Source organism: Amycolatopsis sp. NPDC004378 (assembly GCF_053602455.1).
Window position 1 is genome coordinate 40,785 of sequence record NZ_JBSGDR010000008.1, and the last position, 18,193, is coordinate 58,977.

An 18,193-nucleotide genomic window follows, 5' to 3' on the forward strand; every position below is an offset into this window, starting at 1 on the left:
ATTCACCGCCATGAAGTGGAAGAGCAAGATCGGCGCCGGGGTCACCGCCCTGGCCGCCGTGCTGGGTGTGGTGACCGCGCCCGGAGGCGCCACAGCCACCGCCGCCACCGCGCTCGCCGCGCCGGACATCTCCCTGGCCAACATCAAGACCCACCTCAACCAGCTGCAGACCATCGCGAACAACAACGGCGGCACGCGCTCGGCCCGCGGCGGCGGGTACGCGGCATCGGTGTCCTACGTGGAAAACCTGCTGAAGAACGCCGGCTACACGACGTCGAGGCAGACGTGCACCAGCTGCCTCGGCCAGTCGCAGAACCTCATCGCGGAGTGGCCGCAGGGTGACGCGAGCCAGGTCATCATGCTCGGCGCGCACCTCGACTCCGTCAGCGCCGGGCCCGGGATCAACGACAACGGCTCCGGCAGCGCGTCGATCCTCGAGGTCGCGCTGACGCTGGCCCGCACCAACCCGGCGATGGCCAAGCGCGTCCGGTTCGCCTGGTGGGCCGACGAGGAGTCCGGCCTGGTCGGCTCCAAGTACTACGTCAACAACTTGCCGAGCAGCGAGCGCACGAAGATCAAGACCTACCTCAACTTCGACATGATCGGCTCCAAGAACTGGGGCTACTTCGTCTACGACGACGTCGCGTCGATCAAGGCGGTCTTCGACGAGTACTTCTCCTCGATCGGCATCCAGACCGAGGGAGACAGCGAAGGCGACGGCCGCTCCGACCACGCGTCGTTCAAGAGCGCGGGCATCCCGGTCGGCGGCCTGGCCACCGGCGCGGGCGACATCAAGAGCGCGGCGCAGGCGCAGAAGTGGGGCGGCACCGCGGGTTCGCCGTTCGACAACTGCTACCACCGCGCGTGCGACACGACGTCGAACATCCCGGACACCCCGCTGGAGAAGAACTCCGACGCGATCGGGTACGCGCTGTGGAAGCTGGCCGTCGCCACGACGACCGGCAACGACTACTCCGTCGCGCTCAACCCCACCGCCGGGACCGTCCAACCGGGACAGTCGCTGCAGGTCGCCGTGAACACCACGACGACGTCCGGGAGCGCGCAGTCGATTTCGCTGTCGGCCTCGGGCCTGCCCGCGGGCGCGACGGCGTCGTTCAGCCCGGCCACCATCTCCTCCGGTGGCTCCTCGACGCTGACCATCACGACGTCGGCTTCGACTCCGACCGGCAGCTTCCCGGTCACCGTGACCGCGGACGGCGCGAACGCCGACCACACGGCGACGTTCTCGCTCGGCATCGGCAGCTCGTCGTGCGCGGCGGTGACCAACTCGGCGCGCCTCGACATCCCGGACTACCCGGGTGCGGCCGTGAACAGCACGAACTCCGTGGCGGGCTGCGCGCGCAACGCGTCGAACGCCACCAAGGTGGAGGTGCACATCACCCACACCTACCGCGGTGACCTGGTCATCGACCTCGTCGCCCCGGACGGCACGGCGTACCGGCTGAAGAACTCCAGCAGCGACTCGACGCCGAACCTCGACACCACCTACACCGTCAACGCCTCGTCCGAGGCCGCGAACGGCGCGTGGCAGCTGCGGATCCGCGACGTCGGCCCGGCCGACACCGGGTACCTGTCCTCCTGGACGCTGACCGTCTGACCGTCTCGGGGGCGGCACTTCCCCGGGAAAGTGCCGCCCCCACATTTGTCTAGACCACCACCCGTTCGTAGGTAGTCACCGGTTCCCGCGGCACTTATGTTGGTGGCACACGCCGCGTTCGCCCTCGACGACGATGGGAATCGGTATGTCCGGTCGCAGAAACCGCCTGTTCGGAACCCTTCTGGCAGCGGCTTTGGCCGTCCCGCTGCTCGTGCCGGCCCCCGCGCAGGGGGCGGTGCAGGCCGACACGTGCGCGGTGAAGTCGCGCCCCGCGGGCAAGGTCCTCCAGGGGTACTGGGAGAACTGGGACGGCGCCGCGAACGGCGTCCACCCCGGGCTCGGCTGGATCCCGATCACCGACAGCCGCATGGCCCAGCACGGCTACAACGTCCTCAACGCCGCCTTCCCGGTGATCCGGTCCGACGGGACCGTGCTGTGGGAGGACGGGATGGACGCCGGGGTCAAGGTGTCGACGCCCGCCGAGATGTGCGCGGCGAAGGCCGCGGGCGCCACGATCCTGATGTCCATCGGCGGCGCGGCGGCCGGGATCGACCTGTCGTCGTCCACGGTCGCCGACAAGTTCGTCGCGACGATCGTGCCGATCCTGAAGAAGTACAACTTCGACGGGATCGACATCGACATCGAGACCGGCCTGACCGGCAGCGGGAACATCAAGACGCTCTCGGCGTCGCAGGCGAACCTGGTCCGGATCATCGACGGCGTGCTCGCGCAGATGCCGTCGAACTTCGGGCTGACGATGGCGCCCGAAACCGCGTACGTGACCGGCGGCAGCATCACCTACGGCTCGATCTGGGGCGCGTACCTGCCGATCGTCAAGAAGTACGCGGACAACGGCCGGCTGTGGTGGCTGAACATGCAGTACTACAACGGATCCATGTACGGCTGCTCCGGCGACTCGTACCAGGCCGGGACCGTCCAGGGCTTCACCGTGCAGACGAACTGCCTCAACCAGGGCCTGGTCGTGCAGGGCACCACGATCCGCGTGCCGTACGACAAGCAGGTCCCGGGCCTGCCCGCCCAGCCCGGTGCGGGCGGCGGCTACCTGTCGACGAGCCTGGTTTCCCAGGCGTGGCGGTCGGTTTCGGGCCTCAAGGGGCTCATGGACTGGTCGGTCAACTGGGACGGCTCGAAGGGCTGGACGTTCGGCAACAACGTGAAGTCGTTGCAAGGCCGCTAAGAGTCGCCGCCCGGGATCGGGTCGTCGTACTCGCCCGACGGGCCGGCGTACTCGCGGCCGTTCGGGAACGGCCACGGGTTCGGGACGCAGCCGTGCAGCCCGAGCGTCTGCTGCTCCATCACCGGCGCCGGCCGGCCCGCTCCCGGGCACAGCTCGTGGCCGTGGCCGAGCCGGTGCCCGGTCTCGTGCGTCACCATGTACTGGCGGTAGACGTCCAGCGAGGCGCCGTAGTTCGGGACGGCGCCGGCCCAGCGGGCGACGTTGAGCACGACGTTGCTGCCGTTGCGGCAGGACGTGTAGCCGTCCGGGCTGCCGCCGCACAGCATGTCCCGGCTGGCCGGCGTCGCGAGGTAGATCGTGAAGTCGGCGTCGTCCTCGGGGCCGACCTGCTGCAGCCGCCACTCGCCACCGCCGGTCCAGCCGCGCGGGTCGCCGAGGATGCCCCGGATCTTCTTGGCGAAGTCGGTGGGCCCGACGCCGTCGATGTCGGTCTCGACGGCGATCCGGTAGCGCATGAGCTTGCCCTGCGTGCCCGCGACCTGGTCGCTGCCGGGGGTGAACATCCACTGGGCGGAGCCGGTCCGCGGGAAGGTGATCTGCTGCTCGGCCTGCGTCGCGGGCTGCCGGGGCTGCTCGGCGGGCGGCGGCGGCAGGGCGGTGGCGTCCCCGATGTCGGTGCGGACGGGCCCGGCCGCGGGCGCGGCGACGGGCTGCTGCTCACAGGCGGTGAGCCCCCCGACGACCGCCAGTGCGAGCGCGGCGACGGCCGCGGCCCGTCTCGCGGTTTTCGGCATGAGTCCCTCCAGGACATGCGGCTTTCACGAGGGGATACGGACCGCGCGCGGGAAAGGTTGCGGTGACGCCCGGTGGCGGAGCGTCACCGCAGCTCAGCGCTTCGAGTGTGACGACGGCCACTCAGCCGAGGAACTTGCGGAGCACGTCCGTCACCTGGCGGATCTCCGCCGTCCGGACGTTCTCCTGCTTCGTGTGCGCCAGGGTCGGGTTGCCCGGGCCGAAGTTGACCGCCGGCATGCCCAGGGCCGCGAAGCGCGCCACGTCCGTCCAGCCCAGCTTCGCCGCCGCGCGGCCGCCCGCCGCCGTCACCAGCTCGGCCGCCGCCGGGGCGGACAGGCCCGGGAGGGCGCCCGGCGACATGTCCACAACGGACAGCTCGTACCCGTCGAACACCTCGCGCACGTGACGTTCCGCCGCCTCCGGCGTGCGGTCGGGCGCGAAGCGGAAGTTGACCGTCAGCACCGCCGCGTCGGGCACGACGTTCCCGGCGACGCCGCCGCCGATCTTCGTCGCCTGGAGACCCTCGCGGTAGGTCAGCCCGTCGATGTCGACGATCCGCGGCGCGTACTCCGCCAGCCTCCGCAGGGGCTCGGCCAGCGCGTGGATCGCGTTCTCCCCCATCCACGCCCGCGCGGTGTGCGCGCGCTTCCCGGCGAGGCTCAGCTCGACGCGCATGGTGCCCTGGCAGCCGGCCTCGATCACGCCGTTCGACGGCTCGCCGACGATCGCCAGGTCGCCCGCGAGCCACTCCGGCAGCTCGCGCTCGATGCGGCCCAGGCCGTTCTTGACCGCCTCGACCTCTTCGTTGTCGTAGAAAACGAAGGTCATGTCGTGCTTGGGCGAAGACAGCGTCGCCGCGAGGTGCAGGAACACCGCGTCGCCGCTCTTCATGTCGACCGTGCCGAGGCCGTGCAGGATGTCGCCCTCGCGCCGCGACGGCAGGTTCCCGTTCTCCGGCACCGTGTCCAGGTGCCCGGCGAGCACGACCCGTGACGCGCGGCCGAGGTTCGTGCGCGCGAGGACGGCGTCGCCGCTGCGGATCACCTCGAGGTGGGGCGCCTGCTTCTCGAGCGCCTCCTGCACGAGCGTCGCCAGCTCGGCCTCGCTGCCGGAGACGCTGAAGACGTCCACGAGCGCGGCGGTCAGGTCGACGGGGTCGGCGTGCAGGTCGAGGCTCATGCCCGGCACGCTACCGTGAGGGTGTGCGCAGGTTCCCCGTCGCCGTCGGCGGCACGTTGCTGGTCCTCGTCCTGTCCGGCTGCGGCACCGAAGCGGGCCCGACCCCCAAGCAGGGCGGCGAGCCCGGGCCGGACGCGCTCCCGACGAAGCTGGACGCGCTGACCGTCGACCAGTGCTACGCGAGCCCGCGCACCCAGCTGCCGAAGGGCTGCGAGAAGTACGTCACGGAGGTCGGCAACGTCCCGGGCTCGGCGCGCAAGCGGGCGGACGACCGCGACCCGCAGCTGGTCGCCGACGCGGACCAGCTCGACCGGGCGGTCAAGGCCTTCCGCGGCGCGAGCTGCACGACGGTGCCCGATCCGGGCGGCTCGTGCACCCAGGCGCTGGTCGACATCGCCGCCGCCCTGAGCGACCTGAAGAAGCAGGTCGCAGCCCGGCCCACGAGTGGTTGACGCTCGTCACTCGACTACCGTGTCGGGCGTGAGCGAGCAGAGCCCGAACCCCGAAACGACCGGCGCCAGCGGCGTCGGGCTGGCCACCGTCGCGACCGACGGGACGGTCCTCGACACCTGGTACCCGCACCCGAAGCTGATCGAAGGCGGCACGCCCGGCACGGACCGCCTCGGTGCCGAGGAAGCCGAGGAGCTGCTCGGCGAGGCCGCCACGGCGCTGCTCGGCCCGGACACCGACCGCGGGGTCGAGGTCGTCGCCGTCCGCACCACGATCGGCAGGCTCGCCGACGCCCCGGCCGACACGCACGACATCTACCTGCGGCTGCACCTGCTCTCCCACCGGCTGGTCCGGCCGCACGGCCAGAGCCTCGACGGCATGTTCGGCCTGCTGGCCAACGTCGTGTGGACCAACCACGGCCCGTGCCCGGTCGAGGGCTTCGAGACGACGCGGCTGCGCCTGCGCTCGCGCGGCGCGGTGACCGTCTACAGCGTCGACAAGTTCCCGCGGATGGTCGACTACGTCCTGCCGTCCGGCGTGCGGATCGGCGACGCGGACCGCGTGCGGCTCGGCGCGCACCTGGCGTCCGGCACGACCGTGATGCACGAGGGCTTCGTCAACTTCAACGCCGGCACGCTCGGTGCGTCCATGGTCGAGGGCCGGATCTCGGCCGGCGTGGTCGTCGGCGACGGTTCGGACGTCGGCGGTGGCGCGTCGATCATGGGCACGCTCTCGGGCGGCGGCAAGGAGACGATCTCGCTGGGCGAGCGCTGCCTGATCGGCGCGAACGGCGGCGTCGGGATCTCGCTGGGCGACGACGCGGTCGTCGAGGCCGGGCTGTACGTCACGGCCGGCACGAAGGTCGTCGTCGACGGCAAGGTCGTCAAGGCCCGCGAGCTCAACGGCATCTCCGGCGCCGTCTTCCGCCGCAACTCCGGCACCGGCGCGGTCGAGGTCGTGCCGCGGACCGGCTCGGGTGTCGAGCTGAACTCGATCCTCCACGCCAACGACTGAGGGCCGTAGTTCACCTACAATTCATGTGGTGACCACCGAATCGTTGCCACTCACTCCGGCTGAGCTGGGCCTGCCCGACGCGCCTGTCGAAGCGGGCCCGGCCGATCCGGCGGTCCACCACGTCCGCGCCAAGCTCGACCGGGAGATCCGCGCCCTGCTCGCGCACGAACCCGGCACGCGCTCGGGCGCCGATCCCGAGGACCTGCACCAGATGCGCGTCGCCCTGCGGCGGATGCGCAGCGTGCTGAAGCTGTCCGGCGCCCTGGTCGGGGAAGGCGCCGAGCCGGTGCGCGCCGAGCTGGGGTGGCTCGGCCAATCGCTCGGCGAGGTGCGGGACTACGACGTCCTCATCGGACACCTGCGCGAGGTGATCGCCGACTTCGAGGTCCGCGACCAGGCCGCCGGGCGCCGGCTGGTGTCGACGTTCGTCGCCGAGCGCGCCACGGCGAAGCGGCGGCTCACCCGGGCCCTGTCAAGCGCCCGGTACTCGACGCTGCTGCACGAAGTGAGCCTGCTGGCCCGGGACGGCCAGGGGCCCGTCGCGGTCGCGGAGTCCCCGCACGACCTCGTCGCCGGGCTGGCGAAACCGCACCGCAAGCTCGCCAAGGCCGTCCGCGCGCTGCCCGCCGACCCGCCCGACGACGACCTGCACGCCCTGCGCATCCACGGCAAGAAGCTCCGGTACGCGGCCGAGCTGGCCCAGACGTCGGCGAAGAAGAAGCGCGCGGCGAAGATCAAGACGCTGATCAAGGCGACCCGGGACTTCCAGACGGTGCTGGGCGACCACCAGGACGCGGTCGTCGCCGCCGAGCGGATGCGCACAGTGCTGGAGGCCGCCGACGGGCCGGTCGGGTTCGTCGCGGGCCGCATCGCCGAGCGCGAGCTGGCCCGCCGGGCCGAGGCCCGCGCGGCCTGGCGCGACTCCTGGGCCGCGGTCGACGCCGCCGCCACCGCCCTGCACGCCTGATCCCTCACGACAAGCCGCGGGAGACCGACCAGACGTAGCCGTCCGGGCGCACCAGCACCTCGGTGCCCGGCTTCACGTCGTAGGCCGCGTACGCGTGCCCGCCGTCGTCGACCAGCGCGTCCGGCGTCGGGGCCGATCCCGCGGGCAGGACGCGGTACGCGTGCTCCCCCACCGGGCCGTCGCCGAAGACCAGGCGCGTCGCGTGCGGGCCGCGGAACAGCTCGAACAGCCGGACGCGGGTGCCGTCGGCATCGGTCAGCAGCGAGTCCGGCGCGCGGTCGCCCGGCCGCAGCGCGCCGTCGCCGGCCGGGGACAGTGGACCGCCGCGGTAGCTGATGTCCAGCTGCTGGGTGTCCTCGCCGCGCCGGTGGGCGTCCTCGTCGCCGTCGGTGTACTTCTGCATCAGCTCCGTCGAGATGCCCAGGACACGGGCCGCGTTCGTGCGGCGCTCGGCCTCGTAGCTGTCGAGCAGCCCGGGTGAGCCGTCGGCGAGCTTCCAGCCCAGGTTGTAGCCGTCGCCGACGCCGGTGTTCAGGCCCTGCCCGCCGGTCGGCGGGTGGACGTGCGCGGAGTCGCCGGCCAGGAAGACCCGGCCCACGCGGAACCGCTCCGCCAGCCGCACGTTCGGCCGCCACACCGTCGACCAGGCCAGGTCCGACAGCGTGATCCCGCCGCCGGTCAGCGCGTCGAGCCGGGCCTGGACGGCCGGCAGCGCCGTCTCGGCCTCGAGGTCGCCGTCGCCGAGCGGCGAGCCGAACTGGAACCACGGCGTGCCCGGCAGCGGGCTGAACATCATGCCGCGCATCGGGTCGTCCAGTGCGCCGAACCAGTGCCCGAAACCGCGGTCGAGCCCCTCGGCGCGGACGTCGCCGAGCAGCATCCGGATCGACTCGTCGGTGGTGCCCTCGAACGCGATCCCCAGTGCCTTGCGGACGAAGCTCTTGCCGCCGTCGGCGCCGACCAGGTAGGCCGCGCGGACGGTCTCGCCGGTGCTCAACGTGGCCGTGACGCCGTCGGCCGACTGCTCGAAGCCGGTCAGCGCGGTCGCGAGCTCGACGTGCACGCCGAACTCCGCGAGCCGGTCGCGCAGGATGGCCTCGGTCTGCGACTGGCCCAGGAACCAGCCGGTCGGGTACGGCTTCTCCGGCGTCGGCTCGGCCAGGTCGAACATCATCCGCTCGCCGACGACCTCGCCGCCGACGTGGATCTGCGTCGGCACCGGCGCGGCCCCCTGCGCCAGGACGGCGTCGAGCACGCCCAGGTCTTCGAAGATCTCCAGCGTGCGCGGCTGGAGGCCGTCGCCGCGCGAGCCCATGAAGAAGGTTTCGGCCTTGTCGATGATCCGCACCGGCACGTCCCGGCGCGCCAGCTCGATGCCCAGGGTCAGCCCGGTCGGTCCTGCCCCCGCGATCAGCACCTGCACGTCCATGTCGCCCTCCCAGTGAATTGAAATTCAGTGAATCTGAATTCAGAATGACACTGCTAGCGTCCGGCGTCAAGGAGGTGGCGGTGAACCGCAAGGAGAAGGCCGCGGAGACCGAAGTCGCGCTGAAGGCGGCGGCCCGGCGCGTGTTCGCGCGGAAGGGCTACCTGAACACGAAGATCACGGACATCACCGCCGAAGCGGGCCGGGCCGCGGGGTCGTTCTACAACCACTTCGCGAGCAAGGAAGAGCTGCTCGAGGCGCTCCTGGCCGACCTGGCCGAATCCGGCGACGAGAGCGCGTTGTCCGAAGGCCACCTGTCGGACTTCAGCGACCCGGCGGCCGTGCGCTGGCACGTCGCGCAGTACTGGGACTTCTACAAGGAGCACGCGGCGACCATGCAGGCGCTGCGTCAGGCGGCGATGGTCAACGACGCGTTCGCGCGCACGGTGGCGAGCTTCGGCGCGACGCAGGCCGCGGACCTGACCGGCCACCTCGCGCACGTCACGGCGGCGGGCCTGCGCCTGCCGGCCCGCACGGAGCTGGCGATCGCGATGATGTACCAGCTGGTCGACAGCTTCGCGCAGATGTGGCTGCTCGACCCGGCCCCGGCGGGCTGGACGCCCCCGACCGACGAAGAGGCGGTCGAGGCCCTGACGAGGTTCGTCTACCGGGGCTTCACGGGCCGGGACTACTAGGCGGCGCGCTCATCGCCGCCGCCAGGAACGTGATCGCCCAGCGCCGGGCCGGTTCGCCCGAAGGCGGGCAGTCCGGGACCGGCGCGTTGTGGACGTCGACGCGGTCCACGGCCGCCACGGCGAGGATCCCCCGGACCCGGAACCACAGCTCCGCCTCGGACAGGCCGGGCAACGCGTCGCCGAAGGCCGCCAGGTAGCGATCGCGGACCGCGGCCTCGGCCGAGCCGGTCCAGGTGCGCATCTCCTCGGCCGGGTCGCCGATGATCCGCATGATCAGCCGGGACGTCCGGGCGCCACCGGCCAGCATCGCGTCGAACAGCGGACCCGCGAACGCCTCGACCAGGTCGGCGACCGGCGGGTGCGGGGTCCGGGCCAGCAGCCGGTCGAGCCCGGCGGCCTGCGCCGCGGTGATGGGCTCGACCACGCGGCGGACGACGGCGGCCAGGAGCTCCGCCTTCGACCCGAAGTGGTACCCGACGGCGGCCAGGTTCGCCCCGGCACGCTCGGTGATCGCGCGGACCGAGGCGCCGCGGAAGCCGTGCTCGGCGAAGAGGTGCTCCGCCGCGTCGAGGAGCTGGGAGCGGGTGTCGGAGACCGCCATGGACGGTTACTCTACATACGTCTGTTTCAAACAAACGTATGAATGATCAGGAGCGCCATGAAGCTGCTCGTGTACGGCGCCGGCGTCACCGGCAGCCTGTTCGCCGCCCGCATGCACCGAGCCGGGCACGACGTCTCGCTCCTCGCCCGGGGCGAACGCCTGGCCGCGCTGGGCCGGCACGGCGTGCGGCTCGCCGTGGAAGACAGCCCGGTCGTCGAGCGGGTACCGGTGCCGGTGGTCGAGCACCCGGCCGGCGGGTACGACCTGATCGCCGTCTTCACCCGCGCCCACCAGCTGGACGAGGTGCTCGAGTCCCTCGCCGACGTCGAAGGCGACGTGCTGTTCCTGCTCAACTGGGCGGCCGGCGCGGAACCGCTGGGCGCGGTGCTCGGCCACGAGCGGGTGCTGCTCGGCTTTCCCGCGGACGGCGGCACGATGGACGGCGACGTCGTCCGCTACCGCGCCGCAAGCCCCCTGACCCGCCTGGTCGCGATGTCGATCGGCGAACCCGACGGCCGGCGCACGCCGCGGCTGGACCGGATCGTGCGGACGTTCCGCGACGCCGGGGTCAACGCCAAGGCCACCCCGCGGATGGACGCCTGGCTCAAGACGCACGCCGCGCTCGAGGTGCCGCTCGGCCAGGCGGTGGCGGCGGCCGGAGGCCCGGTGGCCCTGGCCGGCGACCCGGCCGCGGTCCGCGCCATGCTCCACCGGATGCGGCGGAACCTGGGCGCGCTGCCGATGTCGCCGGTCCCGCGCGGGTTCGCGGCCTTGCGGACGCTGCCGGAAGGACTGCTCGTGGCCGTGCTCCGGCGCTTCCTGCGGAGCAGGACGGCCGTGCACAGCGGGCTCAGCAGCACCTCACCCGCGGCGGCGGCCGAACTCGAGCGGCTGGCCGGCCAGCTCGGGCCTAGGCGGTGAGCCGCTCCACGGCGGCGTCCACGCGCTCGTCGGTCGCGGTGAGCGCGACCCGGACGTGCCTGCCGCCCGTCGGACCGTAGAACGTGCCCGGCGCGACCAGGATCCCGCGGTCGGCGAGCCAGGACACGGTCGTCGACGCGTCTTCGTCGCGGGTGGCCCACAGGTACAGCCCGGCCTCGGAGTGGTCGATGCGGAACCCGTTGTCCTGCAACGCCTTCCGCAGCGCCAGCCGACGCCGTGCGTACCGCTCGCGCTGGGCCGTCAGGGCCTCGTCGTCAGTCAGGGCGGCGACCATCGCCTCCTGGACCGGGCGCGGCACGATCATGCCCGCGTGCTTGCGGACCTCGAGCAGACCCGCGATCAGGCGCGGGTCGCCGGTCAGGAACCCCGCGCGGTAGCTGGCCAGGTTCGCCGACTTGGACAGCGAGTGCACCGCGACCAGGCCGTCGGTCCGGCCGCCGGAGACGTCGGGGTGCAGGATCGACAGCGGGGCCGTCTCCCAGCCGAGCGCCAGGTAGCACTCGTCGGAGACGACCACGACGTCACGCTCGCGGGCCCACTCCACGACCTTGCGCAGGTGCTCCGCGGGGAGCACCTTGCCGGTCGGGTTGGACGGCGAGTTCAGCCAGATCATCGCCGGGCGCTGCGGGCCGAGCGCGACCGTGCTGTCGGCGCGCAGGATCGTCGCGCCCGCCAGCAGCGCCCCGACCTCGTAGGTCGGGTAGGCCAGCTCGGGGATGACGACGAGGTCGCCGGGACCGAAGCCGAGCAGCCGCGGCAGCCAGGCCACGGCCTCCTTCGACCCGATCGTCGGGAGCACCGCGTCCGGCTCGATGCCGGTGACGCCGTGCCGGCGGCCGAGCGCGGCGATGGCCGCCGCGCGCAGCGCCGGGATGCCGTGCGTGGTCGGGTACCCGGGGATGTCCGAAACCGACGCGAGCGCGTCGCGGATGCCGGCCGGGACCGGGTCGACCGGGGTGCCGATGGAGAGGTCGACCACCCCGCCGGGATGGGCGCTCGCCGTGGCCTTGACCTCGGCGAGCGAGTCCCAGGGGAAGTCGGGCAGCGAAACCCGGCTCATTCGCCCTGCGGGGGCAGCGCCTTGATGAAGCCCGGGTCGTGCGCGGTCTTGCCCACCTTGGAGGCGCCGCCGGGCGAGCCCAGCTCGTCGAAGAAGTCGACGTTGGCCTTGGTGTAGTCCGACCAGTTGTCCGGGACGTCGTCCTCGTAGTAGATCGCCTCGACCGGGCAGACCGGCTCGCAGGCGCCGCAGTCGACGCACTCGTCCGGGTGGATGTACAGCATCCGCTCGCCCTCGTAGATGCAGTCCACGGGGCACTCGTCGATACACGCCTTGTCGAGCACGTCGACGCAGGGCTCGGCGATCACGTAGGTCACTGCGCACTCCTGCTTTTCTCTGCAAACAGCCAGTCCGTGCCGACATTACGCGGCAGCGGCACCCGATCGGTTGGTGAGGCAAGCCTTAGCCATACCCGGGGTATGGCGAGGTCACCTCTCCCGGCGGCGCGGCGGCGGGGTGGCCCGCGCGTCACCGGTGATGACGAACCGCGGCTTGGGCGGCTCGTCCTCGGCCTTCTTGTCCCCCACGGCGCGGTTGAACCCCTCGGAGATCTCGTCGACGAGCTTCTCGTTGTGCCGCTCGTCCTTGCGCTGGATGCCCACGGCCACCTCCTCGGAAATCCGCTCCGCGACTTTCACGGCCTTGGGGACAATCTAACCGTGAACGCACCCGAGACGCTCGAAATCGCCTGCAGCAGAGCATGGCCGCCACTGGTCGAAGAACCCTTGGGAAACTGGCGGCTGCGCTGGGCGGGCGGGTTCACCGGGCGCGCGAACAGCGCGCTCGCGGTCGGCGACGCGGGCCGCCCGGTCCCGGACGCCCTGCGCGCCGTGTGTGACTTCGCCCACGATCGGGGGATCCCGCCGATGGTGCAGGTGATCCGCGACAGCCCGAACGAGCGCGCGATCGTCGCCGAGGGCTGGTCCGAGGCGACCCGGCACCACCGCGGCCACGAGGTCGTCGTCCTCACCGTCCCGCTCACCGGCGCTTCCCCGGCCGACGGCGTCGAGGTGCACGACGAGCCGACACCGGAGTGGTGGCAGCTGGCGCTCGGGCCCGGCGAGGACACCGAGGCCGCGCGCAGCGTCCTGACCGGCGGCAAGGTCGGCTACGGCGTCGCGACGCCCGACGGCACCACCGCCGGGGTGGTCCGCGGGGCGCTGGTGGACGGCTGGCTGCACGTCGGCCGCCTGGAGGTCGACCCCGCTTTCCGCCGCCGCGGGCTGGCGTCCGCGCTGATGGGCGCCCTGCACACGTGGGGCGCGGAACACGGGGCGGACCACGCGGTGTTGCAGGTGGCGGAGGGGAACGCGGGCGCGCTCGCGCTCTACGCGGGGCTCGGCTACGTCCCGCACCACAGATACCGGTACTGGGTGCCCGCACCCGGCTCGTGCGAGGATTCGACGTCGTGAAGATCGTGGTAGTGGTCGGCGGAGTGGGCGGAGCCCGATTCCTGCTGGGTGTGAAGGCAGCGCTGGGCATGGCACCGGAAGGTGCTTCGGAGTCCGGGCACGAGGTGACGGCGCTGGTCAACACCGGCGACGACGTCTGGATGCACGGCCTCCGGATCTGTCCCGACCTGGACACCTGCATGTACACCCTCGGCGGCGGGATCGACAAGGAACGCGGCTGGGGGCACTCGGGCGAGACCTGGGTCGTCAAGGACGAGCTGGCCGCCTACGGCGCCGAGCCGTCGTGGTTCGGGCTCGGCGACAAGGACATCGCCACGCACCTGATCCGGTCGCGGATGCTGCGCGCGGGCTACCCGCTCTCGGCGGTGACCGAGGCGCTGTGCGACCGCTGGCAGCCCGGCGTCCGGCTGCTGCCGATGTCGGACGACCGCGTCGAGACGCACGTGGTGATCGACGACCCGGAGCAGGACGGCCAGCAGAAGGCGATCCACTTCCAGGAGTGGTGGGTGCGCTACCGCGCCGAGCCGAAGGCGCACTCGATCGTCGCGGTTGGCGCCGAAGAGGCCAAGCCCGCGCCGGGCGTGCTCGACGCGATCTCCGGCGCCGACGCGGTGCTGTTCGCGCCGTCGAACCCGGTCGTCTCAGTCGGGACCGTGCTGGGCGTGCCGGGGGTCCGGGACGCGCTGCGCAAGACGTCGGCGGGCGTCGTCGGCGTGTCGCCGATCATCGGCGGCAAGGCGCTGCGCGGGATGGCCGACGCGTGCCTGACCGCGATCGGCGTCGAGACGTCGGCGGAGGCGGTGGGCCGGCACTACGGCTCGCGCAAGGACGACGGCGTGCTCGACGGCTGGCTGATCGCGGAAGGCGAGACGGCGGACGTGCCGGGCGTGACCGTCCGCGACGTGCCGCTGCTGATGTCCGATGTGGACGCGACCGCGGCGATGGCCCGCGCCGCCCTGGACCTGGCCGGAGCCCCCGTTGACTGACCACGCCTCCCCCAAGCTGGAGATCCTGCCCGTCACCGGGCTGCCGGAGTTCCGCCCGGGCGACGACCTGACCGGCGCGATCGTCAAGGCCGCACCCTGGCTGCGCTCGGGTGACGTCCTGGTCGTGACCAGCAAGATCGTCTCGAAGACCGAGGGCAGGCTCGTCAAGGTGCCGACGGACCCCGAGGTCCGCGACGCCGAGCGCCGCAAGCTCGTCGACCGCGAAGCGATCCGGGTGGTCGCGCGCATCGCGCGCACGGTGATCACCCAGAACCACCTGGGGATCGTGCAGGCGGCGTCGGGCATCGACGCGTCGAACGTCGAAGGCGACGAGGTCGCGCTGCTGCCGGCCGACCCGGACGCGTCGGCGCTGGCGCTGCGCAACGGGCTGCGCGAACGGCTCGGCGTCGAGGTCGCCGTGGTCGTCACGGACACGATGGGCCGCGCGTGGCGGGTCGGGCAGACCGACGCCGCGATCGGCTCGTCCGGGCTGCGCGTGCTGCACGCCTACCGCGGCGAGGTCGACGGGCAGGGCAACGAGCTGGCCGTCACCGAGGTCGCGGTCGCGGACGAGCTGGCCGCGGCCGCCGACCTGGTCAAGGGCAAGCTCGGCGGCACCCCGGTCGCCGTCGTGCGTGGTCTGGACATCTTCGACGACGGCTCGACGGCCCGGAACCTCGTGCGCCCGCTCGAGGAGGACCTCTTCCGGCTGGGCACCAACGAAGCCATCGCGCAGGGCCGGCGCGCGGCCGTCCCGGCGCGGCGCTCGGTGCGGCAGTTCGCCGACGAGCCGGTGGACCCCGCGGCGATGCGGCGCGCGGTGGCGTCCGCGCTGACCGCGCCCGCGCCGCACCACACCCACCCCGTGCGGTTCGTCTGGCTGCGCGACGGCGGCACGCGCAAGCAGCTGCTCGACGCGATGCGCGAGTCGTGGCGGGCCGACCTGTCCGGCGACGGGTTCACCGAGGAGCAGATCGCGAAGCGGCTCAGCCGCGGCGACATCCTTTACCGGGCCCCGGAAGTCGTCATCCCGTTCCTGGTCCCGGACGGCGCGCACACCTACCGCGACGAGCGCCGCAACGACTGCGAGAAGACCATGTTCACCGTCGCCGGCGGCGCCGCCGTGCAGGGTCTGCTGGTTTCGCTGGCCGCCGAAGGGCTCGGCTCGTGCTGGATCGGGTCGACGATCTTCGCCGCCGACCTCGTCCGGGACGTCCTCGGCCTCGACGAACGCTGGCAGCCGCTCGGTTCGGTCGCGATCGGCGTGCCGCTGGACGACCCCGGCCCGCGCGGGCCGATCACGCCCGGGGAAGGACTCCTGGAACTGTGAGCCTGCACGAAGACGCCGTCGCGACGCTGGGTTCGTGGCGGCCCGATCTCGCGTCCCAGGAGTCGCTGCGCCAGGCGTTCCTCGGGTTCCTCGCGGCGCGCGACGACTCGTGCCGACGGTCGTGCGCGGCCGGGCACCTGACGGCGTCGGCCGTGGTCCTGGACCACACCGGCACCCGGGTGCTGCTGACGCTGCACCCGCGGGTCGGGCGGTGGCTGCAGCTCGGCGGCCACTGCGAGCCGTCGGACGTCTCACTGGCCGGCGCCGCGCTGCGGGAGGCCACCGAGGAGTCCGGCATCGCCGGGCTGCGGATCTCCGCCGAGCCGGTGCACCTCGACGTCCACCCGATCACGTGCTCGCTGGGCGTGCCCACCCGGCACTTCGACGTCCGGTTCGCCGTGCACGCCCCGCCGGGGGCTTCGCCGGTGCGCAGCGAGGAGTCCGACGACCTGCGGTGGTGGCCGGCGGACGCGCTCCCGGCGGGCTCCGAAGATCTCGCCGATCTGGTGAAAGCGGCCGTTCCTGTCGGTGCCGGGCACTAGCCTGGGGCGCGGAGAGGGAGGACCCATGGCTACGCAGTTCCCCGAGCGGGTGCATTTCCATTCCGGCGGCGGCAGCGGCGGCGGCGCGTTCGGCTACGTCGTCCTGGGCCTGCTGGTCCTGGCGATCATCGTGTTCGTCGTCGTGGTCGCGGTGCGGGTGTCGAAGATGCGCCGCGAAGAGGCGATGAAGAACGGCGGTCAGTTCCCGCCCGCCCAGCAGAACTTCCCGCCGCAGCAAGGTTTCCAGCCGCAGCAAGGCTTCCCGGCGCCGTCGGGCGGATTCCCGCAACCGGCGTCGGGCGGGTTCCCCGCGCCGCAGCAGGGTTATCCGCCGCAGCCCGGCTTCGCCCCGCCGCAGGCCGGGTTCCCGGTTCCGCAGCAGCCGGGGTACCCGCCTTCGCAGCCGGTGCCGCAGGGGCCGTACGGGCAACGGCCGCCGGGGCCGGGAGCGGGACCGCAGAGCTGGTGATCGTCCCCTTCGACAGCAGCTCGCCGGTGCCGCCGTACGAGCAGGTCCGGTCCGGGTTCGCGACGCGGATCAACGACCGGAGCCTGGCCGTGGGCACCAAGCTGCCCACGGTCCGGCAGCTGGCGGCCGACCTCGGCATCGCCCCGAACACGGTCGCCCGCGCGTACCGCGAGCTGGAGGAAGCCGGGCTGATCGAGACGCGCGGCCGGGCGGGCAGCTTCGTCGCGGCCTCGGGCGACCAGAGCCGCGGCCGCGCCCAGCAGGCGGCGGCGGAATACGCGAAGACCACCCGCAAACTGGGCCTGTCCGACGCGGAGGCCCTGTCGATCGTCCGCGCTGCCCTGGAGGGTGACTCGTGAGTGTGCTGGTGCTGTTGATCCTGCTGCTGGTCGTCGGGGGCCTGGTGACGGTGGTGGTCATCGCGATCAACGCCAAGCCGAAGCAGCCGCCGTACCCGCCGCAGCAGCACCCGGGATACCCGCCCCAGCAACCCGGTTACCCGCCGCAGCCCTACTCGGGCCAGCAGCAGCCTTACCCGGGCCAGCAGCCGTACCCGGGCCAGCAGCCGCCGTACCCGCCGCCCGGCGGGTATCCCCCGGCTCAGTAGCAAGGTCACATGGCGCGGTAGTCGCGCAGCTCGATCCGCGGTCCGAAGCGGGGCCGGCGGTGGCCGGCCGCCTCCAGGTACCGCACCGCCCGCTGCCGCTGCGGGGCGTACGGCGTCAGCACCTCCGCCATCCCGACGTCGTCGAGTTTCACGCCGAGCACGGCGTTCCCGACCATCGACGGGATGTTGTAGTCACCGAAGCTGACCGCGTCCGGGTCGCCCCAGGCGCGTTGCGCGACCTCCGCCGCCGTCCACACGCCGATGCCGGGCACGGTCCGCAGCAGGTGCCGCCCGGCGATCCCGCCCAGCTCGACCGCCCGCTCCAGGTGCCGGGCGACGCGCGCCGCGTTGATCAGCGTGGTCCGGCGCTTGATGTCGACGCCCGCGCGGTGCCAGTGCCAGTCCGGCAGCGACCGCAGCGCCACCGGCGTCGGCGGGACGCGCAGGCGGTCCGGCCCCGGCCCGGGCGCCCGCTCGCCGAAGCGGCGGCACAGCTCGGCCCACGACCGGATCGCCTCCTTGCCGGTCACCTTCTGCTCCAGCACCGCGAGCACCAGCCAGTCCCACACCACGCCCGTCGCGCCGAGCCGCAGCCCGGGGTTCTCCCGCCGGGCGCGCGCGACGACGTCGTGGTGCGCGACGAACTCCGAGTCGTCGTCCTCCGCGCCGAGCAGGGCCGGGACGCCACTGAGCAGCCGGTCCGCGCCGGCGCCCCAGGCCGCAGCCTCGAACCGGCCGTCGGTCAGGCGGCGCAGCGCGAGGGTGCCCGGGCCGTCCGGGGTGTTCGACGCGAGCCAGGTGATGCCGCGTTCGTCGTCGAGGATGTTGAGCGACCCGCGGCCGCGCCTCAGCGGACTCAGGACACGGCCTGGGTCGACTTCGAACGCGGGGCGCCAGAACAT

At 72.7% G+C, this 18,193-nt stretch carries 22 protein-coding genes; 14 read left to right on the forward strand and 8 right to left on the reverse strand.

All coding sequences use genetic code 11. The features are described 5' to 3' along the window. Window positions 1–10 precede the first annotated feature (10 nt). Window positions 11–1,618: a M28 family peptidase gene (locus ACWEN0_RS23645; protein ID WP_451977267.1), complete on the forward strand. Its 1,608-nt coding sequence runs from the start codon at window positions 11–13 to the stop codon at window positions 1,616–1,618. A gap of 145 nt (window positions 1,619–1,763) precedes the next feature. Continuing rightward, entirely contained in the window at window positions 1,764–2,816 is a 1,053-nt protein-coding gene (locus tag ACWEN0_RS23650) for a chitinase (RefSeq protein WP_451977270.1), read from the forward strand. Here ACWEN0_RS23650 and ACWEN0_RS23655 read toward each other — a convergent pair. Further along, window positions 2,813–3,610, reverse strand: coding sequence for a DUF3152 domain-containing protein (locus ACWEN0_RS23655; RefSeq protein WP_451977272.1), 798 nt, complete (start codon window positions 3,608–3,610; stop codon window positions 2,813–2,815). The genes ACWEN0_RS23650 and ACWEN0_RS23655 overlap by 4 nt on opposite strands. A gap of 121 nt (window positions 3,611–3,731) precedes the next feature. After that, on the reverse strand, window positions 3,732–4,790 hold the full coding sequence (gene dapE / locus ACWEN0_RS23660) for a succinyl-diaminopimelate desuccinylase (protein WP_451977275.1): 1,059 nt from the start codon (window positions 4,788–4,790) through the stop codon (window positions 3,732–3,734). Window positions 4,791–4,813: 23 nt separating this feature from the next. Between dapE and ACWEN0_RS23665 the strand changes: the two genes are divergently transcribed. Genes ACWEN0_RS23665 through ACWEN0_RS23675 form a run of 3 tightly spaced genes read left to right on the forward strand, consistent with a single transcriptional unit; the run spans window position 4,814 to window position 7,221 of the window. Beyond that, window positions 4,814–5,242, forward strand: a complete 429-nt coding sequence (locus ACWEN0_RS23665) for a hypothetical protein (RefSeq protein WP_451977278.1) — start codon at window positions 4,814–4,816, stop codon at window positions 5,240–5,242. Window positions 5,243–5,270: 28 nt separating this feature from the next. Further along, window positions 5,271–6,254 carry a 2,3,4,5-tetrahydropyridine-2,6-dicarboxylate N-succinyltransferase gene (dapD, locus tag ACWEN0_RS23670; protein ID WP_451977281.1) on the forward strand — a complete coding sequence of 328 codons (984 nt, stop codon included), beginning with the start codon at window positions 5,271–5,273 and terminating at the stop codon, window positions 6,252–6,254. Window positions 6,255–6,282: 28 nt separating this feature from the next. After that, window positions 6,283–7,221, forward strand: coding sequence for a CHAD domain-containing protein (locus ACWEN0_RS23675; protein ID WP_451977283.1), 939 nt, complete (start codon window positions 6,283–6,285; stop codon window positions 7,219–7,221). Between the two features lie 4 nt (window positions 7,222–7,225). Here the strand turns inward: ACWEN0_RS23675 and ACWEN0_RS23680 are convergent, their stop codons facing one another. Beyond that, the gene (locus ACWEN0_RS23680; RefSeq protein WP_451977286.1) at window positions 7,226–8,650 is read right to left on the reverse strand and encodes an FAD-dependent monooxygenase; all 1,425 of its coding nucleotides are present in this window, start codon (window positions 8,648–8,650) and stop codon (window positions 7,226–7,228) included. 44 nt (window positions 8,651–8,694) lie between these two features. Between ACWEN0_RS23680 and ACWEN0_RS23685 the strand changes: the two genes are divergently transcribed. Then, the gene (locus ACWEN0_RS23685; protein WP_451977289.1) at window positions 8,695–9,342 is read left to right on the forward strand and encodes a TetR/AcrR family transcriptional regulator; all 648 of its coding nucleotides are present in this window, start codon (window positions 8,695–8,697) and stop codon (window positions 9,340–9,342) included. Here the strand turns inward: ACWEN0_RS23685 and ACWEN0_RS23690 are convergent. Next, entirely contained in the window at window positions 9,323–9,943 is a 621-nt protein-coding gene (locus ACWEN0_RS23690; protein WP_451977292.1) for a TetR/AcrR family transcriptional regulator, read from the reverse strand. The genes ACWEN0_RS23685 and ACWEN0_RS23690 overlap by 20 nt on opposite strands. Before the next feature lie 57 nt (window positions 9,944–10,000). On the opposite strand from ACWEN0_RS23690, the gene ACWEN0_RS23695 reads away from it, so the two are divergent. After that, window positions 10,001–10,864 (forward strand): ketopantoate reductase family protein, encoded by an 864-nt coding sequence (locus tag ACWEN0_RS23695; RefSeq protein ID WP_451977295.1) that lies wholly within the window; start codon window positions 10,001–10,003, stop codon window positions 10,862–10,864. Here the strand turns inward: ACWEN0_RS23695 and dapC are convergent. From dapC to ACWEN0_RS23710, 3 genes are all read right to left on the reverse strand, one after another. Next, complete coding sequence (gene dapC / locus ACWEN0_RS23700; protein ID WP_451977298.1) at window positions 10,854–11,945, reverse strand: succinyldiaminopimelate transaminase; 1,092 nt, start codon at window positions 11,943–11,945, stop codon at window positions 10,854–10,856. The two genes, ACWEN0_RS23695 and dapC, sit on opposite strands and share 11 nt — an antisense overlap. Beyond that, window positions 11,942–12,262, reverse strand: coding sequence for a ferredoxin (gene fdxA, locus ACWEN0_RS23705; protein WP_086680320.1), 321 nt, complete (start codon window positions 12,260–12,262; stop codon window positions 11,942–11,944). Before fdxA ends, dapC begins: the two co-directional genes overlap by 4 nt. Before the next feature lie 111 nt (window positions 12,263–12,373). After that, the gene (locus tag ACWEN0_RS23710) at window positions 12,374–12,547 is read right to left on the reverse strand and encodes a hypothetical protein (RefSeq protein WP_451977300.1); all 174 of its coding nucleotides are present in this window, start codon (window positions 12,545–12,547) and stop codon (window positions 12,374–12,376) included. 57 nt (window positions 12,548–12,604) lie between these two features. Between ACWEN0_RS23710 and ACWEN0_RS23715 the strand changes: the two genes are divergently transcribed. Genes ACWEN0_RS23715 through ACWEN0_RS23745 form a run of 7 tightly spaced genes read left to right on the forward strand, consistent with a single transcriptional unit; the run spans window position 12,605 to window position 17,291 of the window. After that, window positions 12,605–13,357 carry a GNAT family N-acetyltransferase gene (locus tag ACWEN0_RS23715; RefSeq protein WP_451977303.1) on the forward strand — a complete coding sequence of 251 codons (753 nt, stop codon included), beginning with the start codon at window positions 12,605–12,607 and terminating at the stop codon, window positions 13,355–13,357. Next, complete coding sequence (gene cofD, locus ACWEN0_RS23720) at window positions 13,354–14,343, forward strand: 2-phospho-L-lactate transferase (RefSeq protein WP_451977306.1); 990 nt, start codon at window positions 13,354–13,356, stop codon at window positions 14,341–14,343. Before ACWEN0_RS23715 ends, cofD begins: the two co-directional genes overlap by 4 nt. Then, window positions 14,279–15,673, forward strand: coding sequence for a coenzyme F420-0:L-glutamate ligase (locus tag ACWEN0_RS23725; protein WP_451977309.1), 1,395 nt, complete (start codon window positions 14,279–14,281; stop codon window positions 15,671–15,673). The genes cofD and ACWEN0_RS23725 overlap by 65 nt, the downstream gene beginning before the upstream one ends. After that, a complete protein-coding gene (locus ACWEN0_RS23730; protein WP_451977312.1) occupies window positions 15,670–16,215 on the forward strand; it encodes an NUDIX hydrolase in 546 nt (181 codons plus the stop codon). The genes ACWEN0_RS23725 and ACWEN0_RS23730 overlap by 4 nt, the downstream gene beginning before the upstream one ends. 25 nt (window positions 16,216–16,240) lie before the next feature. Then, a complete protein-coding gene (locus ACWEN0_RS23735) occupies window positions 16,241–16,684 on the forward strand; it encodes a hypothetical protein (protein WP_451977315.1) in 444 nt (147 codons plus the stop codon). Then, window positions 16,681–17,043, forward strand: coding sequence for a GntR family transcriptional regulator (locus ACWEN0_RS23740; protein ID WP_451977318.1), 363 nt, complete (start codon window positions 16,681–16,683; stop codon window positions 17,041–17,043). Before ACWEN0_RS23735 ends, ACWEN0_RS23740 begins: the two co-directional genes overlap by 4 nt. Beyond that, a complete protein-coding gene (locus ACWEN0_RS23745) occupies window positions 17,040–17,291 on the forward strand; it encodes a hypothetical protein (protein ID WP_451977321.1) in 252 nt (83 codons plus the stop codon). Before ACWEN0_RS23740 ends, ACWEN0_RS23745 begins: the two co-directional genes overlap by 4 nt. A 5-nt stretch (window positions 17,292–17,296) precedes the next feature. Here ACWEN0_RS23745 and ACWEN0_RS23750 read toward each other — a convergent pair whose 3' ends face one another. Next, window positions 17,297–18,193 carry a DNA-3-methyladenine glycosylase family protein gene (locus tag ACWEN0_RS23750; RefSeq protein ID WP_451977324.1) on the reverse strand — a complete coding sequence of 299 codons (897 nt, stop codon included), beginning with the start codon at window positions 18,191–18,193 and terminating at the stop codon, window positions 17,297–17,299.